23 protein-coding genes and 3 tRNA genes are annotated in these 18,786 nt (G+C 28.3%); 12 read left to right on the top strand and 14 right to left on the bottom strand.

Annotated features, from left to right (window positions below):
* Window positions 1–20: 20 nt before the first annotated feature.
* The 13 genes from ABXT61_RS00460 to ABXT61_RS00400 all read right to left on the bottom strand — a co-directional run bounded on the left by ABXT61_RS00460 (window position 21) and on the right by ABXT61_RS00400 (window position 9,125).
* Window positions 21–1,118 carry a DNA recombination protein RmuC gene (locus ABXT61_RS00460; RefSeq protein ID WP_415315368.1) on the bottom strand — a complete coding sequence of 366 codons (1,098 nt, stop codon included), beginning with the start codon at window positions 1,116–1,118 and terminating at the stop codon, window positions 21–23.
* A gap of 181 nt (window positions 1,119–1,299) precedes the next feature.
* Complete coding sequence (hisG, locus tag ABXT61_RS00455; protein WP_415315367.1) at window positions 1,300–1,989, bottom strand: ATP phosphoribosyltransferase; 690 nt, start codon at window positions 1,987–1,989, stop codon at window positions 1,300–1,302.
* Window positions 1,989–3,041, bottom strand: a complete 1,053-nt coding sequence (locus tag ABXT61_RS00450; RefSeq protein WP_415315366.1) for an ATP phosphoribosyltransferase regulatory subunit — start codon at window positions 3,039–3,041, stop codon at window positions 1,989–1,991. The genes hisG and ABXT61_RS00450 overlap by 1 nt, the downstream gene beginning before the upstream one ends.
* Window positions 3,019–4,416 (bottom strand): histidine--tRNA ligase, encoded by a 1,398-nt coding sequence (gene hisS, locus ABXT61_RS00445; RefSeq protein WP_415315365.1) that lies wholly within the window; start codon window positions 4,414–4,416, stop codon window positions 3,019–3,021. The genes ABXT61_RS00450 and hisS overlap by 23 nt, the downstream gene beginning before the upstream one ends.
* A gap of 5 nt (window positions 4,417–4,421) precedes the next feature.
* Window positions 4,422–4,496, bottom strand: a tRNA-His gene (locus ABXT61_RS00440).
* A 236-nt stretch (window positions 4,497–4,732) separates the two neighbouring features.
* Window positions 4,733–4,945: a cold-shock protein gene (locus ABXT61_RS00435; protein WP_415315364.1), complete on the bottom strand. Its 213-nt coding sequence runs from the start codon at window positions 4,943–4,945 to the stop codon at window positions 4,733–4,735.
* Window positions 4,946–5,033: 88 nt separating this feature from the next.
* Window positions 5,034–5,109 (bottom strand) — tRNA-Phe (locus ABXT61_RS00430).
* Between the two features lie 5 nt (window positions 5,110–5,114).
* Entirely contained in the window at window positions 5,115–5,330 is a 216-nt protein-coding gene (gene infA, locus ABXT61_RS00425) for a translation initiation factor IF-1 (RefSeq protein ID WP_006997427.1), read from the bottom strand.
* Between the two features lie 2 nt (window positions 5,331–5,332).
* Complete coding sequence (hisD, locus tag ABXT61_RS00420) at window positions 5,333–6,619, bottom strand: histidinol dehydrogenase (protein ID WP_415315363.1); 1,287 nt, start codon at window positions 6,617–6,619, stop codon at window positions 5,333–5,335.
* A complete protein-coding gene (locus ABXT61_RS00415; RefSeq protein ID WP_415284794.1) occupies window positions 6,619–7,014 on the bottom strand; it encodes a DUF2948 family protein in 396 nt (131 codons plus the stop codon). Before ABXT61_RS00415 ends, hisD begins: the two co-directional genes overlap by 1 nt.
* The gene (gene murA / locus ABXT61_RS00410) at window positions 7,014–8,267 is read right to left on the bottom strand and encodes a UDP-N-acetylglucosamine 1-carboxyvinyltransferase (protein ID WP_415315362.1); all 1,254 of its coding nucleotides are present in this window, start codon (window positions 8,265–8,267) and stop codon (window positions 7,014–7,016) included. Before murA ends, ABXT61_RS00415 begins: the two co-directional genes overlap by 1 nt.
* A gap of 2 nt (window positions 8,268–8,269) precedes the next feature.
* Entirely contained in the window at window positions 8,270–8,827 is a 558-nt protein-coding gene (dcd, locus tag ABXT61_RS00405; RefSeq protein ID WP_415315361.1) for a dCTP deaminase, read from the bottom strand.
* A 100-nt stretch (window positions 8,828–8,927) separates the two neighbouring features.
* Window positions 8,928–9,125 (bottom strand): hypothetical protein, encoded by a 198-nt coding sequence (locus ABXT61_RS00400; protein WP_006997433.1) that lies wholly within the window; start codon window positions 9,123–9,125, stop codon window positions 8,928–8,930.
* Between the two features lie 101 nt (window positions 9,126–9,226).
* On the opposite strand from ABXT61_RS00400, the gene ABXT61_RS00395 reads away from it, so the two are divergent.
* The 6 genes from ABXT61_RS00395 (at window position 9,227) to ABXT61_RS00370 (ending at window position 13,992) form a co-directional block, all read left to right on the top strand.
* A tRNA-Thr gene (locus tag ABXT61_RS00395) sits at window positions 9,227–9,300 on the top strand.
* A 229-nt stretch (window positions 9,301–9,529) separates the two neighbouring features.
* Complete coding sequence (locus ABXT61_RS00390; protein WP_415315360.1) at window positions 9,530–10,741, top strand: class I SAM-dependent methyltransferase; 1,212 nt, start codon at window positions 9,530–9,532, stop codon at window positions 10,739–10,741.
* Window positions 10,742–10,744: 3 nt separating this feature from the next.
* Entirely contained in the window at window positions 10,745–11,728 is a 984-nt protein-coding gene (locus tag ABXT61_RS00385) for a GDP-mannose 4,6-dehydratase (protein WP_415315359.1), read from the top strand.
* A complete protein-coding gene (locus ABXT61_RS00380) occupies window positions 11,718–12,416 on the top strand; it encodes a glycosyltransferase (RefSeq protein WP_415315358.1) in 699 nt (232 codons plus the stop codon). The genes ABXT61_RS00385 and ABXT61_RS00380 overlap by 11 nt, the downstream gene beginning before the upstream one ends.
* A gap of 21 nt (window positions 12,417–12,437) precedes the next feature.
* Entirely contained in the window at window positions 12,438–12,875 is a 438-nt protein-coding gene (locus tag ABXT61_RS00375) for a hypothetical protein (protein WP_415315357.1), read from the top strand.
* Complete coding sequence (locus tag ABXT61_RS00370; protein ID WP_415315356.1) at window positions 12,844–13,992, top strand: DegT/DnrJ/EryC1/StrS family aminotransferase; 1,149 nt, start codon at window positions 12,844–12,846, stop codon at window positions 13,990–13,992. The genes ABXT61_RS00375 and ABXT61_RS00370 overlap by 32 nt, the downstream gene beginning before the upstream one ends.
* Here the strand turns inward: ABXT61_RS00370 and ABXT61_RS00365 are convergent.
* On the bottom strand, window positions 13,984–14,712 hold the full coding sequence (locus tag ABXT61_RS00365; protein ID WP_415315355.1) for a VTT domain-containing protein: 729 nt from the start codon (window positions 14,710–14,712) through the stop codon (window positions 13,984–13,986). The genes ABXT61_RS00370 and ABXT61_RS00365 overlap by 9 nt on opposite strands.
* Before the next feature lie 92 nt (window positions 14,713–14,804).
* On the opposite strand from ABXT61_RS00365, the gene rpmH reads away from it, so the two are divergent.
* The 6 genes from rpmH to ABXT61_RS00335 are packed head-to-tail and all read left to right on the top strand — an operon-like array spanning window position 14,805 to window position 18,786.
* Complete coding sequence (rpmH, locus tag ABXT61_RS00360) at window positions 14,805–14,969, top strand: 50S ribosomal protein L34 (protein WP_006997435.1); 165 nt, start codon at window positions 14,805–14,807, stop codon at window positions 14,967–14,969.
* Between the two features lie 10 nt (window positions 14,970–14,979).
* The gene (gene rnpA / locus ABXT61_RS00355; protein WP_415315354.1) at window positions 14,980–15,324 is read left to right on the top strand and encodes a ribonuclease P protein component; all 345 of its coding nucleotides are present in this window, start codon (window positions 14,980–14,982) and stop codon (window positions 15,322–15,324) included.
* Complete coding sequence (gene yidD, locus ABXT61_RS00350) at window positions 15,324–15,575, top strand: membrane protein insertion efficiency factor YidD (protein ID WP_415315353.1); 252 nt, start codon at window positions 15,324–15,326, stop codon at window positions 15,573–15,575. Before rnpA ends, yidD begins: the two co-directional genes overlap by 1 nt.
* On the top strand, window positions 15,575–17,251 hold the full coding sequence (gene yidC / locus ABXT61_RS00345) for a membrane protein insertase YidC (RefSeq protein ID WP_415315352.1): 1,677 nt from the start codon (window positions 15,575–15,577) through the stop codon (window positions 17,249–17,251). The genes yidD and yidC overlap by 1 nt, the downstream gene beginning before the upstream one ends.
* A complete protein-coding gene (gene argB, locus ABXT61_RS00340; RefSeq protein WP_415315351.1) occupies window positions 17,252–18,118 on the top strand; it encodes an acetylglutamate kinase in 867 nt (288 codons plus the stop codon).
* Entirely contained in the window at window positions 18,115–18,786 is a 672-nt protein-coding gene (locus ABXT61_RS00335) for a pyrimidine 5'-nucleotidase (protein ID WP_415315350.1), read from the top strand. The genes argB and ABXT61_RS00335 overlap by 4 nt, the downstream gene beginning before the upstream one ends.

Raw genomic sequence — 18,786 nt, 5'->3', positions numbered from 1 at the left:
GTATTGAGGGAAAAAAGAAATTAATTTTTTGCTTGTTTTGAATGGTCAACAAATTTTTCTACGTTTTCTGTTTGAACAGCTTTATCAACTTGTTCAGGATCTTTAATATTTTCTAGGCTTCTGCTAATCGATCTTGCATCTGTTCCAAACTTATCAACAACGATCATTGCTTCTTCTAATTTTTTTCTAAGAGAAACTATATTATCAAAGTGTTTTCCAAATCTTGAGCTAATTGTTTTTAAGTGATCATAGATTTCTGTGGCGCCCTTTTGAACTTTTAAAGATTGAAAGCCCATGTGTAAAGATTGTAAGTAAGCTGAAAGAGTATTAGGACCACAGATTACAATTTTATATTTTTTCATTAATTCTTGAGTTAATAATTCTTTAGTAGTTGGATCTTGGTATTCAGTTAATTCTTTATATAAACTTTCAGTTGGGGCATAAACAATTGCGAAATCAGTAGTTTTTGGTGGTACTATGTATTTTTCATTAACACTTTTAGCTTTTGCTTTAAATGCAGCAGCTAATTTTGCTCTTGCATCTGCAACAGCTTTTTTATCATCAGCATCATAGCCATCGGTAATTGCTTTAAATTTTTCTACTGGAAAATGTGAGTCTACAGGCACCATTACATCACCCTGAAGTTTGATTGCAAATTCTACATTTTCACCTGTATCCTCTTTCATCTTAACGTTGGTCATGAATTGAGAGGCAGGTAATAAGTCTTTGATTAAAGCATCCAATGAAAACTCTGCAAGAGTTCCATATTTTTTAACTCCAGCTAAAATTTTTGTTATACCTTCTTGGCTTTTATTTAATAATTCGACCTGACTATTAAAGTTTCCTACTTTTTCATCAACCTTTGTTAAGGCCTCTGTCATATCTTTAGTCACTCCAGTTGATAGAGCGGTAAATGAAGTCGACATTGAACCAAGTGAGGTATTAATAGTAGTATTTAAGGTATCTTTTAATGAAGTAATTTCTGTCTTTAAATTGGCCATCTCTTCAGCTTCTTTATTTTCGCTCTCATCTTTTGGCTTAGATCTTAAGTTTAGATAAAGGATTGCTAAAGCAACTCCGAGTAATAAGATTAAAACTGTTAATAAAATTATGTCCATGATTCTATGAGATATTTTATAGTAAAAATTTGATTTATATATGTAATTATTTAAAACTGTCTCTATGGAATCAATCTTAGTATTAAAAATACTACTTATTATAGGAGCTATTCTTGCAGCTTATGCAGTCCTTAGAAACCTTGATATTATTAAGATTATTTTAATTTACCTTAAGGATACTTTACTTAGAAAGTAACTTAACTAATTTTTTAACCAGACTATTTTTTAGAGAAAATTTTGAAGCCATCATACAGGCTTCTGACTTTAAAATTTCACCATCTTTGAGAATTCGAAGATTATTCGCTCTTAGAGTTTCACCAGATGAAGTAATATCAGTTATAATTTCAGATGACCCCGTAAAAGGATATGCTTCAGTTGCACCTAAACTACTAACCAACTTAAATTGCGTAACTCCTTTTGAAAACAAAAACTCTCTTGTTAGATTAGGATATTTTGTTGCTACTCTTAATCTTTTTTTCTTTATATCTTTAAATTCAAAAGCAATTTCCTCTACATCAGCAACTGTTTGAACATCAATCCAGGGATCTGGAATAGCAACAACTAATGTTGCTTTGCCGAATCCATAATTCTTAACAACACTTATCTTCTTTTGAATATTAACTTCACTCTCTTTCAATAAATCATATCCAGAAAAGCCAAGATCTAAAGAGCCATCTCCAAGTCTTTCGACTATCTCTCTTGCATGAAGATATAATACTTTAACATTATTTAAGTTTTTAATAAATCCTAATAAATCTCTTTCACCTCTTTCTGTGACTAAATTTAATTTATTTTTTTTAAATATTTTTAAAATATCTTTTCTAAGGCGCCCTTTACTGGGAATTCCAATATTAATAATATTTTTTGTCATTAGTAATTTAAATTTAAAGCAGCTCCTACTGCTGGAACTTGTTTTTTAGATCCAAGGTCTGAAATTAGTTTGTCGTATCGTCCACCATTAATAACGTTAATATTTTTAGATTTAGATCTAATATCAATTTTAAATACCATACCTGTATAATATTCTAATTGACGCCCAAAAGATGCTGAAAACTCTACATTTAATTTTTGAATTTTGTTTAATGAGGTTGGAAAATATTTTTGATCCACAACTAAATTGATCTTATTCTTTTTAAAAAAGATATTAAGTTTTTCAGCTGCTTGTCCTATTGGGCAGTTAATCTTTAAAAACTCTTTAATAATTTTTGAAACGTTTTTACCTCTACTAGCTCTTCTAGGATCTTTAATCTTATTATTAAATCTCTTTAAGATTTCTTCAATTAATCTACCTGCAACTACTGTTTGCTGATTATCTTTTAACATTTTTAAATATCTTTTTTTATCAACTTCAACAATTGTTGGGTCTACATCAGAGTTTGTCTCTAACCTTTTTAATAAATCATTGAAGTATTCTTCTCTCCAAAAATGTCTTGAAAGTCTTAATTTCCATCTTTTTGGGATATCTAGCTTTGAAATCAATAAATTGAAAATCTCAACGTTACCAATTTTTAAAGTTCCTGATGAATATTGTAAATTAGATAGAGATTTTAAGGCTGTATTAATAATTTCCTTATCATCTTTCTTTTCATCTTTAGAGCCAATAATCTCAAAGCCAACTTGGTCTCTAATAATAGAATCTCTTTTATTATTTGATTTTCTATAGGCCTGACCGCTATAAAATATTTTTTCTTTTCCTTTAAAATTGTTTTCTAGGTATCTTAAACATGATGCAATAGTTAGATCGGGTCTAAGACAAAGCTCACTTCCATTTTGATCAGTGAAAGAAAAAATAAATTTTCTAAAATTCTCTCCAGATCGTTGAACAATATGATTAGCTTCAATTACTGAAGGTAAATCAATATATTTAAACCCTTTAGATTTGACTGATTTAAGGATTTTTTCAGATAAATTTTTTGATTTCATCAATTAAATTTTCTTTTGAGAACGTTACTTGATTGTTTTCACCTTTAACTCCTAAAAGGTTTTTTAAAGTAATCGTATTATCTTTAAATTCATTTTCACCACAAATAATAGCTACCTGATATTGTTTTTTATTTGCGTACGTTAATTGTTTGCCTAGATTTTTCTTACTATCTAAAAATATTTCAGAGTTAATATTATTATCTCTTAATACTTTTAAAATCTCATAATAATTTTTTAAATACTTTTCGTCCATTACACAAATAATGACTGGTTTTTTCTCATCCACTTCAATTTGATCAAGTTGCATCATTGCAAATAATAATCGGTCAACACCAAAACTCATTCCAGTTCCTGGAATATCAACTCCCTTAAATCTTGAAATTAATTTATTATATTGTCCACCTGAACAAATACTTCCTATATCAACTTCTTTACCTTTGCTGTTTTTTGCTTTGAAATTTAAATTGGTTTCAACACAAAACCCATCATAATAAGCAAGCCCTCTTACAATTGTAAAGTTTGTCTTTATTTGATCTAAATAATCTCCATAACTTGCTATTTCTAATAAATCTTCTAATTCTTTAATTCCTTCTTGAGATAAAGGATTTTTTAAATTTTCTTTTAATTCTTTTAAATCTTTTACTTTTAAGAAGTTGATTATTTGTGAAGCTTGATCATCAGTTAAGTCAGCACCTTTTGTAACTGCTCCACTTACATCTACTCTTTCTTTTTTTAATAAATCTTCAACTCCTCTTAAACCAAATCCAGGCTTATCCAATTTATCTATTGCTCTCATAACCTTTATCTTCTTATCATCAGATATTTTAAGGTCTTCAATTACACCTTGAACAATTTTTCTATTACTAATGTTAACAACGAACTGATCTTTTTTTAAACCACAGGCAAGAAGTGTACTTGCAATTAAGTTACAAAGTTCAGCATTTGCTTGAGCTGGATTAACGTTACCGACTATATCTGCATCACATTGTAAAAAGCTTCTATAACGAGCATTACCCGCTTTTTCATTTCTCCAGACATCACCCATTTGATATCTTTTATAAGGTAAGGGTAATTCTTGATTATTTTGAGCAACAAATCTAGCTAACGGACTTGATAAATCATATCTAAGAGTAATATTTTTCTCACCATCTTTAAATGAGAACACATCAGACATAGGATTGCTGTCATCATCTGCAAGAAATGATCCTATGTTCTCTGAAATTTCAAATGAAGGAGTTTCAAGGGCGCCAAAGCCAAATTTTACAAAATTAGCTTCAATAATATTAATTAACTTTTTCTTGAGAATTAATTTCTTTCCCCATCGATCTTCAAATCCTGAGGGTAACCCAGGAATTAGTTTTTTTTCTTTATTCATCTTTTTGGTACCCGCGCTTGGAATTGAACCAAATCCTATAGTTCCACAAACTATCGTACTAACCGTTATACTACGCAGGCATTCCTTGTGTTTATATTATTTTTGTGTGGATTTAAAATTATATTATAAATAAATAGCCTAAAGGCTATGGAAACAAAGTCTGTAAGTACTTCTTGAATTCTCTCTGTATGTAATATTTATAATCATGATCAGTCTTTTAGACAATTAAGAATAATTTTCAACACCTAAATATAAAAAGGACGTTAATTTTATTTTTAAAGGTAAAACGCCCTTTTAGATTTTTGAAGTTTAAGAACTAGTCTATTTTTTTTAAATTTATAGCTGAAGGACCTTTTGGACCATCCTTCATCTCAAATTCTAGTTTATCACCTTCGTTTAAAAAACGCATGCCTGCAGTTTTTACTGCTGATGCGTGAACGAATGCATCTTTTTCTTTATCTTCTCTTTCAATAAAGCCAAAGCCTTTTTTACTATTAAACCACTTAACTGTTCCTTTTAGTGTACTCATTTTTACTCATTTTTTTATTATTTATATAAAAAAGTTATTTTATTTCTTTTATTTTTTCAATAATTTTTTGGATTTTTAAGGGAGGTGGTGGTGGCCCCAACTGGACTCGAACCAGTGACACACGGATTTTCAATCCGATGCTCTACCAACTGAGCTACAGGGCCCCATATTAACCTCTAAAAGTGATACGACCTTTGGTCAAATCGTAAGGTGTCATTTCGACTTGAACCTTATCACCTTGAAGTACTCGAATTCTGTTCTTACGTAATTTGCCTGCAGCATGCGCTGTAACAATATGACCGTTTTCTAATTTAACTCTGAACATTGCATTCGGTAATAAATCCTCAACAATTCCTGAGAACGACAGCATTTCTTGTTTTGACAAATTTATTTTCTCCTAATTCTTTTTTCTACCGACTTAGCGTGTCCCGCTAAACCCTCATAGTTTGCAAGTGTTATAACTGATGGACCAAGGGTTTCAATCCCTTTTTTTGATAGGTTTATATATGAAATTCTTTTGTAAAATTCATTAACACTAACTCCACTTGAATATCTTGCAGAAGAATTAGTTGGTAATACATGGTTAGAACCAACATTATAATCTGTCATTGCCATTACAGCATATTTTCCTAAACAGATAGATCCTGCATTTTTAATCTTACCCACTACTTTTTTATAATTCTTGGTATTAAGTTCTAAGTGCTCAGGAGCAATTTTATTTACTGTATCAATAATTTTTTGGTCAGACGGCATATGAATTAAAATTCCATTATTGAGTAGACTATTTTTTGCAATTACTGCTCTAGGCAGCTCTTTTAATTGATTAATAATTTCATCATTAACTTTTTTAATAATTGATTTATCTTTTGAAATTAAAATACATTGAGCAAGATTATCGTGTTCTGCTTGACCTATTAGATCACTTGCTATCCATTCAGGATTTGAAAATTTATCACAAACAATTGTTACTTCAGAGGGGCCTGCAATCATTCCTTCAATTCCAACGTCTCCAAAAACTTCTTTTTTTGCTGCAGCTACGTACGAATTTCCAGGGCCTACAATTTTATCAACTTTTTTAATTTTCTTAGTACCATATGCAACAGCTGCAATAGCAGATGGTCCTCCAATTGAATAAATCTCTTTAATCTTACATTTCTTTGCAGCATATAATACAGCCGGATTTTGTTTACCTTTTTGACCTGGATTAACCATAACTAGTCTTTTCACCCCAGCAACAATTGCAGGTACTGCATTCATTAAAACGCTTGAAGGGTATGAGGCTGTTGAACCAGGCACATAAATTGCAACCGATTCAATAGGAACGTATTTATACTCTAATTTATTTTTTAGTTTATCTGTATAAGAAATATTTTTGAATTTTTGCAACGAGTGGAATTTATAAATTCTATCATAAGCAAGGTCGATTGCTTTTTTAACCTTTGGATCTAAAGATTGAATAGTTTTATTTACTTGTTTTACACTTGGAGTAATAACAGTATTTTTATTAAATCTCTTTTCATACTTTAAGATAGCTTTATCACTATTTTTCTTAACATCTTTAATAATTTTAATAACTGAAACTGAATTAAGTTGAACTTTATTTTTTCGTTTAGACAGTAATGCATCTAAAGTTTTATCAAAGTTTTTGTTTTTACTATCTAGTATCTTAATCATTAATCAGCTTTATTTTGGTCATCTAAAGTTACTTCAATTATTTCTGTCGATAATGTAATATATGCATTATTTGTAAACATTAAGTTTATCTCATAATTGTCATTATTTTTTAAATAATCCATCCCAATTAACTCTAATTTTTCTTCAGGATCGTTTTGTTTAATATTTTTAGATTTAACTTTATCTACAAATTCGAATTTGCAAATACTAGTAACTTTTTTATCTTTTTCATCTGTTTCTACTTTAGATCTATTTAATGATAATAAAAAAACCTTGTTTGATTGAAGATATTTAATTTCATCAACTTTAACTTCAGCTCCAGAGCAACATGCTGAGATCACTTGTAATCCCTCATTGTCTGTAGCTATAATTTTTGATAAATATTTTTTATTCATTAGTTAATTCTCTTAATTTTAGCTCCTACTTTTTTTAATTTCTTCTCTATATCCTCATAACCTCTATCAAGGTGATAAATTCTATTAATTACTGATTTTCCTTTAGCAGCAAGTGCTGCAAGGATTAAAGATACAGAGGCTCTTAAATCTGTAGCCATTAATTCTGCTGCTTCAAATTTGATATTTCCTTCTATGGTTGCTTTATTTCCATTAATAGAAATCTTAGCTCCCATTCTATTTAGCTCTGCAACGTGCATAAATCTATTTTCAAATATTTCTTCTTTAATATGAGATTTTTTATTAGCTTTACACAATAAGACCATCATTTGCGCCTGTAAATCTGTTGGAAACCCTGGATAAGGCGATGTTTTAATATTTATGCTTTTAATCTTTTTGCTTCCTTGAATAAGTATTTCATTTTTTCTTAAGTTAATTTTTGATCCTACTGTTTTTAAGATATTAATTTCTGTACTTATTATCTTGGGATCAATTCCAGTAATTTTCAAATTTCCTTCCGTTAATGCTGCAGCTATTAAATAAGTTCCAGCCTCTATTCTATCTGGCATGACTTTATAATTTAATTCTTTAAGATTGTTCACTCCTTCGATTCTAACCGTTCTCTTTGCAGTCCACTTAATATTACAGCCCATATTTATTAAAAAATTAACTAGATCTTTAATTTCAGGTTCAATAGCACAATTTGATAAAACTGTTTTTCCTTTAGCTAAACATGCGGCTATAATTAAATTTTCTGTGGCACCAACTGAAACTTTAGGAAATATTATATTTGCTCCTATTAACCCTTTAGGAGCATTAGCATGAACATAACCTTGGATAATTTTATATTTAACTCCAAGTTTTGATAGAGCTTGCAAATGGATATCGACAGGTCTTGTCCCTATCGCACAACCACCAGGTAATGAAACTTTTGCTTTGCCAAATTTAGCAAGTAGTGGTCCTAAAACTAATATTCCTGCTCTCATAGTTTTAACCAAACTATAAGCTGCAAAAGTTTTTGTTTGCTTGGTATTTTTGATAATTAATCTTTTTTTATTATCATCAACAGCTGAACCTAATGACTTTAATAAAAGTATCATTGTTTCAATGTCTTTTACCTCTGGAAGGTTTGTTAGAGATATTTTTTTATTTGATAATAAAGTTGCAGCTAGAATGGGGAGAGATGCATTTTTAGAACCTGAAATTCTAATGTGTCCCTTAAGCTTTGCTGCCCCAAAGACTTCCAGTTTTTTCATGATTATACTTTTGGTAAAGTTACTCCAGTTTGACCCATATATTTTCCTTTACGGTCAGCGTATGAAGTTTCGGGAGACTGATCTCCTTTTAAAAATAAAAATTGAGCAACACCCTCATTTGAATAAATTTTTGCAGGTAATGGTGTGGTATTAGAAAATTCAAGAGTAACTGTTCCAAAAAACTCAGATTCAATTGGAGTTACATTCACTATAATTCCTGTTCTTGCATATGTACTCTTACCAACAACGATACACATAATATCTCTTGGTATTTTGAAGACCTCGATAGTAGTTCCAAGGGCAAAAGAATTAGGAGGAATGATAATATATTCAGAGCTTTTTTTGGTTACAAAATTATCTGAACTAAATTCTTTAGGATCAACGATAGAAGAATTAACATTATGAAATATCTTAAATTCATCTCCTACTCTTGCATCATAGCCAAATGAACTAAGTCCATAAGAAATCTTACCATCTCTCACTTGCTTATCTACAAAAGGAGAAATCATTGATTCCTCAACTGCTAACTTTCTTATAGATTTATCGGAAAGCACTGACATTATTTACTTTTCTTCTTGTTCTTTTTTTGAAATATTTTTCTTTTTTTTAAATTTTTTTTAAGAGCCAGACTTAACTTCTCATTTTTTTTTTTATCATTCATTATTTATCTGGATTAGTTAAAAAATCTAAAGTGATAGGCTTTGAGGCATCTAAAGTTTTCTCTGGTTCTTCTTGAACTTTTGGTCCCTCTTTAGCCTCACGTTTTGCTTTTTTTTCAGCAAGCTTTTTTTCTCTCTTAGCTTGCTTTTCCATAAGCTTATTGCCTTTAGTAGATTTATAATCGTAATGAATGCCCATAAAATTTCCTCCACTAGGTATAAATCATTATATGAAAAAAATTAAGGCAATTTTTTGAAAAAATGATTTATTGTGAAATACTTCAATAAAATAACAAATTAGCCCCTATAGTTAAATGGCATAACATGTCCATGGTAAGGATAAATTTCAAGTTCGATTCTTGGTGGGGGCACCACAACTATTTATATTTTATATAAAAGGATAAAAAAGAATATTTCTATTTTTTGATACTACAAATAAATCAATTAAATTTAAGTTACAGATTGCACTTTCTATTTTTTGTGTCGAGATTTATAAAAATAAGACAGCTTTAATTACAAATATAGAAAAAATTTATTTTATTATAGAATTATATTTTTATTTATTATATTTATTCAAAAGATTTAATTAATTATTTATCTTATATGAAAATACCAAAAACTACTAAAATTAAGAAATGCAGACTTTGTAAAAACAGAAAACTTAAACAAATCTATAATTTTGGAAATCATTTTGTAAGCAACTTTGTTAACAAAGCGTCGATAACAAAAGGTGTTAAGGCACCATTAAATCTAGTTTATTGTAGTAATTGTAAATTACTACAACTTGAACATACTGCTCCTCAAGAAATAATGTATAAAAAATTTTACTGGTATAAGTCAGGCATCACTCAAACCATGAGAGATGGATTAAAAGAACTTTATCAAGATATTAAAAAAAATTGTAAAATAAAAGCTGGTGATGTCATACTTGACATAGGAGCTAACGATGGAACTTTTTTAAAATATTTTAAGAAAGATAAAATAATTACAATCGGATGTGAACCAGCCAATAATTTAAAAAATGAATTAAAAAAAAATTGTGACTATATGATTAATGATTTTTGGCACACAAAACATATGAAAAAAATTCCAGCTAAACACCAAAAATTAAAAGTTGTTTCAGCTATAGGTATGTTCTATGATTTAGAGGATCCATCTGAGTTTATTAAACATGCTGCAGATGCCCTAGATGATGATGGTATTTTTGTGGCTCAATTAATGTGCTCTCATTCCATGTTTAAAACAAATGATCTAGGCAATATTTGTCATGAACATCTAGAATATTATTCTTATAATTCGCTTAAATATTTATTTGAAAAAAATGGACTAAAAATATTTAAAATGACTGAAAATAAAATAAATGGTGGCTCATACAGAATTTACTGTAAAAAAAATATTAAAAAATCCATTAAATATAAAGAACAAGCCAATTATAGTGAAATAATTAAATTTGTTAAAAGAGTAAAACAAAATAAAGAAAAAACTGTGAACTTTATAAAAGAAAATGTCAAACGTGGAAAAAAAATATTTATTTACGGAGCTTCTACAAAAGGTAATACATTATTACAGTATTACGGTTTGACTAATAAAGAAATTCCATTTGCTGCTGAAAGAACAAAAACAAAATGGGGTAAATATACGATAGGATCTGGTGTAAAAATATTGTCAGAAGAGAAGGCTAGAAAACTCAAGCCTGACTATTTTTTTGTTATGCCATATGGTTTTATTAAAGAATTTGTAAAAAGAGAAAAAAAATGGCTTAAGTCTGGTGGTAAATTTTTATTACCCTATCCATCATTTAAAATAGTAAAATAAATAATGAAAAAAAAAGCTCTTGTATTAGGATCAACAGGTCAAGATGGCTCTTACATGATTGAGTTTTTATTAAGCAAAAACTATCAAGTACATGGCTTAATAAGAAAATCCGCAACAGGTAATACTAGAAATATAAATCACCTAATAGATAATAAAAATGTATTTAATAAAAATTTTTTTTTACATAAGGGGGATTTGTTAGATCTAGGATCTATAATAAATTTAATTAACGAAATTAACCCATCAGAAATTTACAATTTTGCAGATCAAGATCATGTTACTTGGAGTTTTAATATTCCATCTTACTCATTTAAAGTTACTGCACTAGCAGTAATTGAAATATTGGAAGCTCTAAAAAGTAAAAAAATTAAATATTTTCAGCCAATTTCATCAAATATTTTTGGGTTAAACGACGAAAAGAAGCAAAATGAAAACTCAAGATTAAATCCTAATAGTGTTTATGCACTTGGAAAAACTACGGCTTATCAAGCTTGTCAAATGTATAATAGAATCTTTAAAATGCATAACTGCGGTGCTATATTTTATAATCATGAATCACCGAGAAGAGCTAAAGAATACGTCACCCAAAAAATAGTTCACAATGTTTGTCAAATTTATAAAAAAAACAAAAAAGATATTTTATTGGGAGACTTAAGTGCAAAAATAGACTGGGGATACGCAAAAGACTACGTTGAGGCATCATGGAAAATTATGCAATTAAAAAAACCAGATTTTTTTATAATAGCATCTGGAACAAATTATACTGTCGAATATTTTGTAAAAAAATGTTTTTCTTACGTAGGACTGGACTATAAAAAATATGTAAAAATAGACCCAAAGTTAATTAGAAAAGCTCAAACAAGTTCTTTGAAAGGAAATACCTTAAAGGCAGAAAAATTCTTTAAATTTAATAAAAAAAAAACAAGTTTAGACCAGTTAATTAAAATTATGATGGATTCAGAATTGAATAAAGTTAATGGAACCTAAAATTTCAATAATTTTATCTACTTACAATGAGGGATATATCATTAAGGAAACTTTGAAATCAATATTTGCAAATTTAACAGACGTAGAAGTTATTATAGTTGATGACTCTTCAACAGACGGAACTTGTGATAAAATTAAAAAATTTAATGACCCTAGAGTAAAATTATTTTCAAGACAAGATAGAGGTCTTGCATCTGCTTTTCTACTAGGTTTAATAAACACCAAAGGTGATATTATTGGGTGGTTTGATTCAAATATGCCTGAATTACTTCAAAAAACTTCTGAAATGATTTCTGAACTTGATAAAAATGATTTAGTTCTTCTCTCTAGGTATGTGCCTGGTGGGAATGATCAAAGATCAAAATTAAGAGTTCTATCTAGCAAAACTATAAATTTAGTTTGTAGAATTATTTTGGGTAGTGGTATTAAAGATTATACTAGCGGTATTTTTTTAATGAAAAGAGAGAAATTATCTATGGCTGTTCCAATATGTTACGGACATGGTGAATTTTTTATAGAATTTTTATTTAAATTAAAGAAAAAAGGTATAAAAATTAGTGAAATTCCTTATACACACCCCCCAGATCATGAGGGAATGAGTAAAACTGCAACAAATATAATTAGATTCTTTAAATTAGGTTTTGATTATATGATTAGAATACTAGTATCGAAAATAAGAAAAAATTAATTATTTTGTTACCTATTATACATGATTAAAGAAATTATCCATAAAAAAAAATTGTACGCACTAATTATTAAAGAAACATATCAGAAAAAAAAAGGCATTTCTTTTTTTACAAAAAATAATGCTAACCAACAAATTGGTTTTATGAACCATCCAAAAAATTATTTTATCAAGCCTCATAATCATCAAAAAAGAGAAACAAAAATATTCATTACCAGTGAGGTGATTATTTTACAAAAAGGGAAACTAAGAGTTGATTTTTACGATACAAAGAAAAAATATTTATTTAGCATTGTAGTAAAAAAAAATCAAATCATTATGTTGGTTCATGGTGGTCACGGTTTTAAGATATTAGAACCTGTAAAAATGCTTGAAATAAAACAGGGTCCATATGTGAACAACAAAGATAAAATAAAATTTGATAAGATTGATGAAAAAAGAATTAAAATCAAAAAAATATAATTTTATACCTGTAAATAAACCCTTGATTACAAGCGAAGATTTAAACTACTTAAATAAGTCAATATCAAAAGGTTGGGTATCATCTGAGGGTCCAGAGGTTAAAAGATTTGAGAATAATTTTTCAAATTTCATAGGTAATAAATATTCAGTTGCTGTATCTAGTGGTACAGCTGCGTTAGAAATAGCAATAAAATCATTAAAATTAAAAAAAGGTGATGAAGTTATTATTCCAAATTTTACAATTATATCTAATGCTATGGCAGTTCTTAAGGAGGGACTAAATATCAAATTAGTTGATTGCAACATTAAGGACTGGAATATGGATATTATTGAAATTGAAAAAAAAATTACAAAAAAAACAAAAGCAATTATAGCTACTCATATTTATAATTTCCCATTAAGAGTTGATATTTTAAAAAAAATTTGTAGGAAAAATAAAATTATACTTGTTGAAGATGCCGCTGAAGTAATAGGTCAAAAACTGAATAACAAACTATGTGGCAGTTATGGAGACATTAGCATATTTAGTTTTTATGCAAATAAGCAAATAACTACTGGCGAAGGTGGAATGATAACCACAAATAGTAAAAAACTATACAAACAATCAAAAAGTCTAAGAAATTTATGCTTTGGTAAACAAGACAGGTTTAACCATGAAGATATTGGTTGGAATTACAGAATGACTAATCTTCAAGCCAGTTTAGGTGTTAGTCAATTAAAGAGGATAAGGTCTATTGTTGGAAGAAGACATAGAGTGGGAAATGAATATTTCCAAAAATTAAAAGATAATAAAAATATTTATATTCCTGAAACTACAAGAAGTTATGCAAAAAATATTTACTGGGTAATTGCATTCGTTATAACGAACAAAAACTTAAAGATTGATGGAAAAAAATTGATGAAAATGTTATTGAAGTATGGAATTCAAACTAGGCCATTTTTCTGGCCGATGCATAAACAAAAAGTTTTTAAAGAAAAATACAAAATAAATACAAGTGGAAAATATAAAAATTCTGAATACATATCTAAGTATGGCTTATATCTACCCTCAAGTCTTGATATTAAGTCCAATCAAATAAAATTTATTTGCAATAAGGTAAACTCAATCTTAAAATAATTTTTTTTTATAAAAAAATTTTTTTAAAATAATTGTAAGTATTATTAATAAGAAAAAACATGTTAATGGGACATATATATCTGGAGAAAGAATTAGATCTCTAACACGTGGCGCCTCTAGGTTTTGTTTGATAATTTTTTCAAGCCCACTTCCAATTGAAACCATTAAAAATACTTGAGGAATAATTCCAATTATTGTTGCCAAAAAAAAATTTTTTATTTTAACATTAAAAATACATGGTAATACATTTGAAAGAGCAAACGGAATTCCTCCAATGAACCGATAAACTAAAAGATAAACAAATTCAGATTTTTTAAATTTTATTTCTAAATCTTTAAATTTAACTAAAAATTTTTCTTTAATAATTTCTTTTAAAAAATAATTCCCAAAAATATATAAAAAAGTTGCACCAATTGACATTCCAATAACTAAAATAAAAGTTCCTAACCATTTACCAAAAATAAATCCAGCCAATAATGCAAAGGGTGCGGCAAATCCTGCCATTATGATCCAAATAATTGTTAAAAATAAAAAAATTAAAGTTAATAAAAAAAGATTGGCTCTCTTCAAATCAAAAAAATAATCTCTATTATTTTTAATAAACTCATAGCTCGTTAATTCTTCAAATGTAAATTTTGATAAAAAAAAGTATAAAAATGATGAAACAACTATAAGATAAAATAAACCCAAAGTTAACTTAACTTTTTTTGATTTTTCCATAATTTACTAGTGGTATTATAAAATCTTCTATTTGCTATTTATACATATAATTACTATAAAGGGCGAAATTTAAAAAAACTTTAATAAATCCTATGAAACGAACATATCAGCCTAAAGTTGGAAAGCGTCTTAAGAAGCATGGCTTCAGATCAAAGATGGCAACTAAAGGTGGAAAAAAACTTATTAAGAGAAGACGTGATAAAGGACGAAAAAACCTTACAGTATCATCCACTCAAAAAAAGCCACAAGGTAAATAAGCTAATCTAAATGAAAAGCAAAATTGTTGCTCTTTCTAAAAACGAAGATTTCAAAAATCTACTTAAGAAGAAAAAAGTTTCAAACAAATATATCACCCTCTTTTTTGGTCCTCTTAAAGATAAAGACAATAAAAAACTAAACATTAGTTTTGTAGCTAAAAAAAAACTTATCCGTGGTGCCATAAAGAGAAACAAAATTAAAAGAAGATTAAGAAATATAATGAATGAAGCTGTAAAAAAAATATCAATGAACTTTAATTATTCATACCTTGTGATTGCGAAAATAACTATGCTAAACAATGAATATGCGATAATAAAAGATACTTTATTTCAAGACATAGAAAAGATTAAGTAATGAACATTATATCAAACATTTTAATTGGCCTAATCAAATTTTATAAAATGGTTATTAGCCCTTACTTAACTCCCTCGTGTAGATATCTTCCAACCTGCTCAGAATACACAATTGAATGCTTAAGAACATATGGGCTTGTTAAAGGGATATCAAAAAGTACTAAAAGAATATTTTCATGTCACCCCATTAAAATGTTGGGTGGCAGTGAAGGATTTGATCCAGTAAATAAAGAATTAAAGGCTAAAAAATAATGGATACTAAAAATGTAATTGCAGCAATATCTTTATCAGCAGCTGTTATTATTTTATATTCTCTTTTTTTTCAGCCTGACCCTGCAACTATTAAACAAAATCTAGCTGAACAAAAAAAAATTGAAAACAATACAGACACACCAAGCTTAGATAAAAATGAAGATTTTTCAAAACTTTCAAGAGCAGATGCTTTAAAAGAAAATGATAGAATTCAATTTGAAAATGAAAGTGTTGTTGGATCAATTTCTTTAAAAGGTGCCACAATAGATGATTTAACTTTTAAAGAATATAATATTGAACTTAATAGAAATGAAAAAATAACCTTATTAAGCCCAAGAAATGTTGAAGATGGTTATTTAATTGAAAGTGGCTTTGTAAGCACTAATAAAAATATAGATATACCTGATGCTTCTACTGTCTGGGAAGTTTCTGGAAATAAAAGATTAACTAATAATAATCCTGTAAAACTAACTTGGAGTAACGCTCAAGGCATTGCATTTGAGAAACATATAAGTCTAGATGATCAATTTTTGTTTACTGTCAGAGAAAAAATAATTAACTCATCAGATAAATCTTATAATTTTTACTCGTACGGTCAAATAATTAGAAACGAATTACCAGAAATATCTGGTTTCTATATTTTGCATGAAGGGTTTTTGTCTGTACTTGATGATCAATTAATTGAAGAAGATTATGACGATATTCAGGAAAAGAAGTTTACTCAAATTGCACAAGAAGGATTTGTTGCTATCTCAGATAAATTTTGGGTTACATCAGTTATACCACCAAAGGGTAAGGAGTTTAAAACAACTTTTGACTATAAAAATAAATTCAGAGCTAACTATATATCAACTAAAGGTATTGAGGTTAAAGCAAACAGTTCTATTGAAGAAAAAATTCAGATTATAGTTGCTGCTAAAAGAGTAAACGTCATTGATGGTTATGCTGAAAATTTAGATATCAATAAATTTGATCTAGCAATTGATTGGGGTTTTATGTACTTCATTACAAAGCCTTTATTTTTTGTATTAGACTACTTTTTTAAATTACTTGGAAATTACGGTTTAGCTATTATTGCTGTTACCATCTGTATTAGATTAGCCTTCTTTCCTCTTGCCAACTTTAGTTTTAAATCCATGGGAAAAATGAAGTTATTAGCGCCAGAAATGGCTCGTCTGAAAGAATTGCACAAGGATGATAAAATGAAATTGCAACAAGCGATGATGGCTCTTTATAAGAAAGAAAAAGTTAATCCTATGAGTGGTTGTCTCCCTATCCTGGTTCAAATTCCAGTTTTCTTTGCACTATATAAAGTATTATTTGTAACCATTGAAATGAGACATATGCCATTTTATGGATGGATACATGACTTAAGTGATAGAGATCCAACATCTTTGTTTAATGTTTTTGGTTTACTTCCTTGGGATCCACCTTCTTTCTTATTAATAGGTGCATGGCCGATCATTATGGGTATCACGATGTTTATACAACAAAAGCTTAACCCTACTCCACCAGATCCTATACAGGCTAAAATATTTATGTTTTTTCCAGTTTTTTTAACTGTAATTCTTGCACCATTTCCTGCAGGTCTTGTTATCTACTGGAGCTTCAACAACATCTTCACAATGATTCAACAATATATTGTTCAAAGAAAAATGACTATCAAAACAACATAAATGTCATCGTTAAAAGAAGAAGAATTAACAAACATCCTACCTAAAGACGGCCCAACAGTTGAAGAAGTAAAAAAATATTTAGAAAAATATAATGATGAATTTATTGTCATTAAATGTGGGGGTAGTGTTTTAGTTGATCCAAAATTATTTAAAATTTTTATTGAAGATGTTGCTGTTTTAAAAAAACTTGGTTTTAATCCCATAGTTATCCACGGTGGTGGAAAAAGGATAAACAACAAACTAGGTGAACTTAACATTAAAAGTGATTTTATTAATGGACTAAGAGTTACAGATAAAAATACTATTAATATAGTTGAAGATGTATTGATTGAATTTAATAAGGAAATTGTCAATGCTTTAAAGGATCAATCTTGTGAAACAAGAAGAGTTACTTCAAAAGAATACAATATCATAACTGTAAAACCTGAAAGTGACAAATTAGGTTTTGTAGGTACTCCCACTTACATTAAAACTAATGTTTTAAAAGAAATTATTAAAGTTAATGAAGTACCTGTTGTTGCACCATTAGGGTTAGATGAAAAAAATCAAACTTTTAATATCAATGCAGATACTGCTGCAGGATCGATTGCAATTGAACTAAAAGCTAGAAGATTAATGATTATTAGTGATGTTGAGGGCGTATTAGACAGTGAAAAAAAACTAATCCCTGAAATTAATTCTAAAAAAGCCAATGAATTAATTGATCAAGAAGTAATTTCTGGTGGAATGATACCTAAAATTAAGAATTGTCTAGATGTTGCAAGTAATGGGGTTAAGGCAGTTGTAATAATTGATGGAAGAAAAAATCACTCACTACTTTTTGAACTATTATCTGATAAAGGTTCAGGAACTTTAATTAGAGAATGAAAAATTTAATTGATACTAAATACTGGCTATTCGACCTAGATAACACTTTGTATTCTGGACAAACTAAGGTTTTTTCTGAAGTTGATAAAAAGATGTCTTCTTTTATTTCAAAGAAATTTAATGTCGATTTAATTAAAGCAAGAGAAATTCAAAAAGAATACTTCTATGAATATGGAACGACATTATCTGGATTAATGAATCATGACAAAATTGATCCACATGAATTTTTAGAATTTGTTCATGATATTGATATTAGCTGGCTTCCTAAAGATGAATTTTTACGAGAAGAATTAATTAAAATTAAAGAAAAAAAATATATCTTTACCAATGGTTCTCATGCGCATGTAGAAAATGTAACTAAACAACTAGGTATAGATGGGTTGTTTGATGGAGCATTTGATATTGTTGATGCTAATTTTATTCCAAAACCAAAAATTGAACCTTATAAAAAGTTAGTAGAAAAATTTGATCTTGATCCAACAAAATCAATATTGATTGAAGATATTGCTCATAATTTAGAACAAGCTAAAAACTTAGGGATGAAAACTTGCTGGCTTGAGAATGATGAAGTATTTGCAAAAAAAGATGCTGATAAACCATATATTGATTATAAGATTAAGAACTTGCCTTCTTTTCTTCAAGAAATTAATATATTAAAAGCACAATAA

The organism is Candidatus Pelagibacter sp. Uisw_137, assembly GCF_047720245.1.
Taxonomy (GTDB): domain Bacteria; phylum Pseudomonadota; class Alphaproteobacteria; order Pelagibacterales; family Pelagibacteraceae; genus Pelagibacter.
Note: the sequence above shows the minus strand (reverse complement) of the source record. Positions and strands in the feature narration are given on the sequence as shown.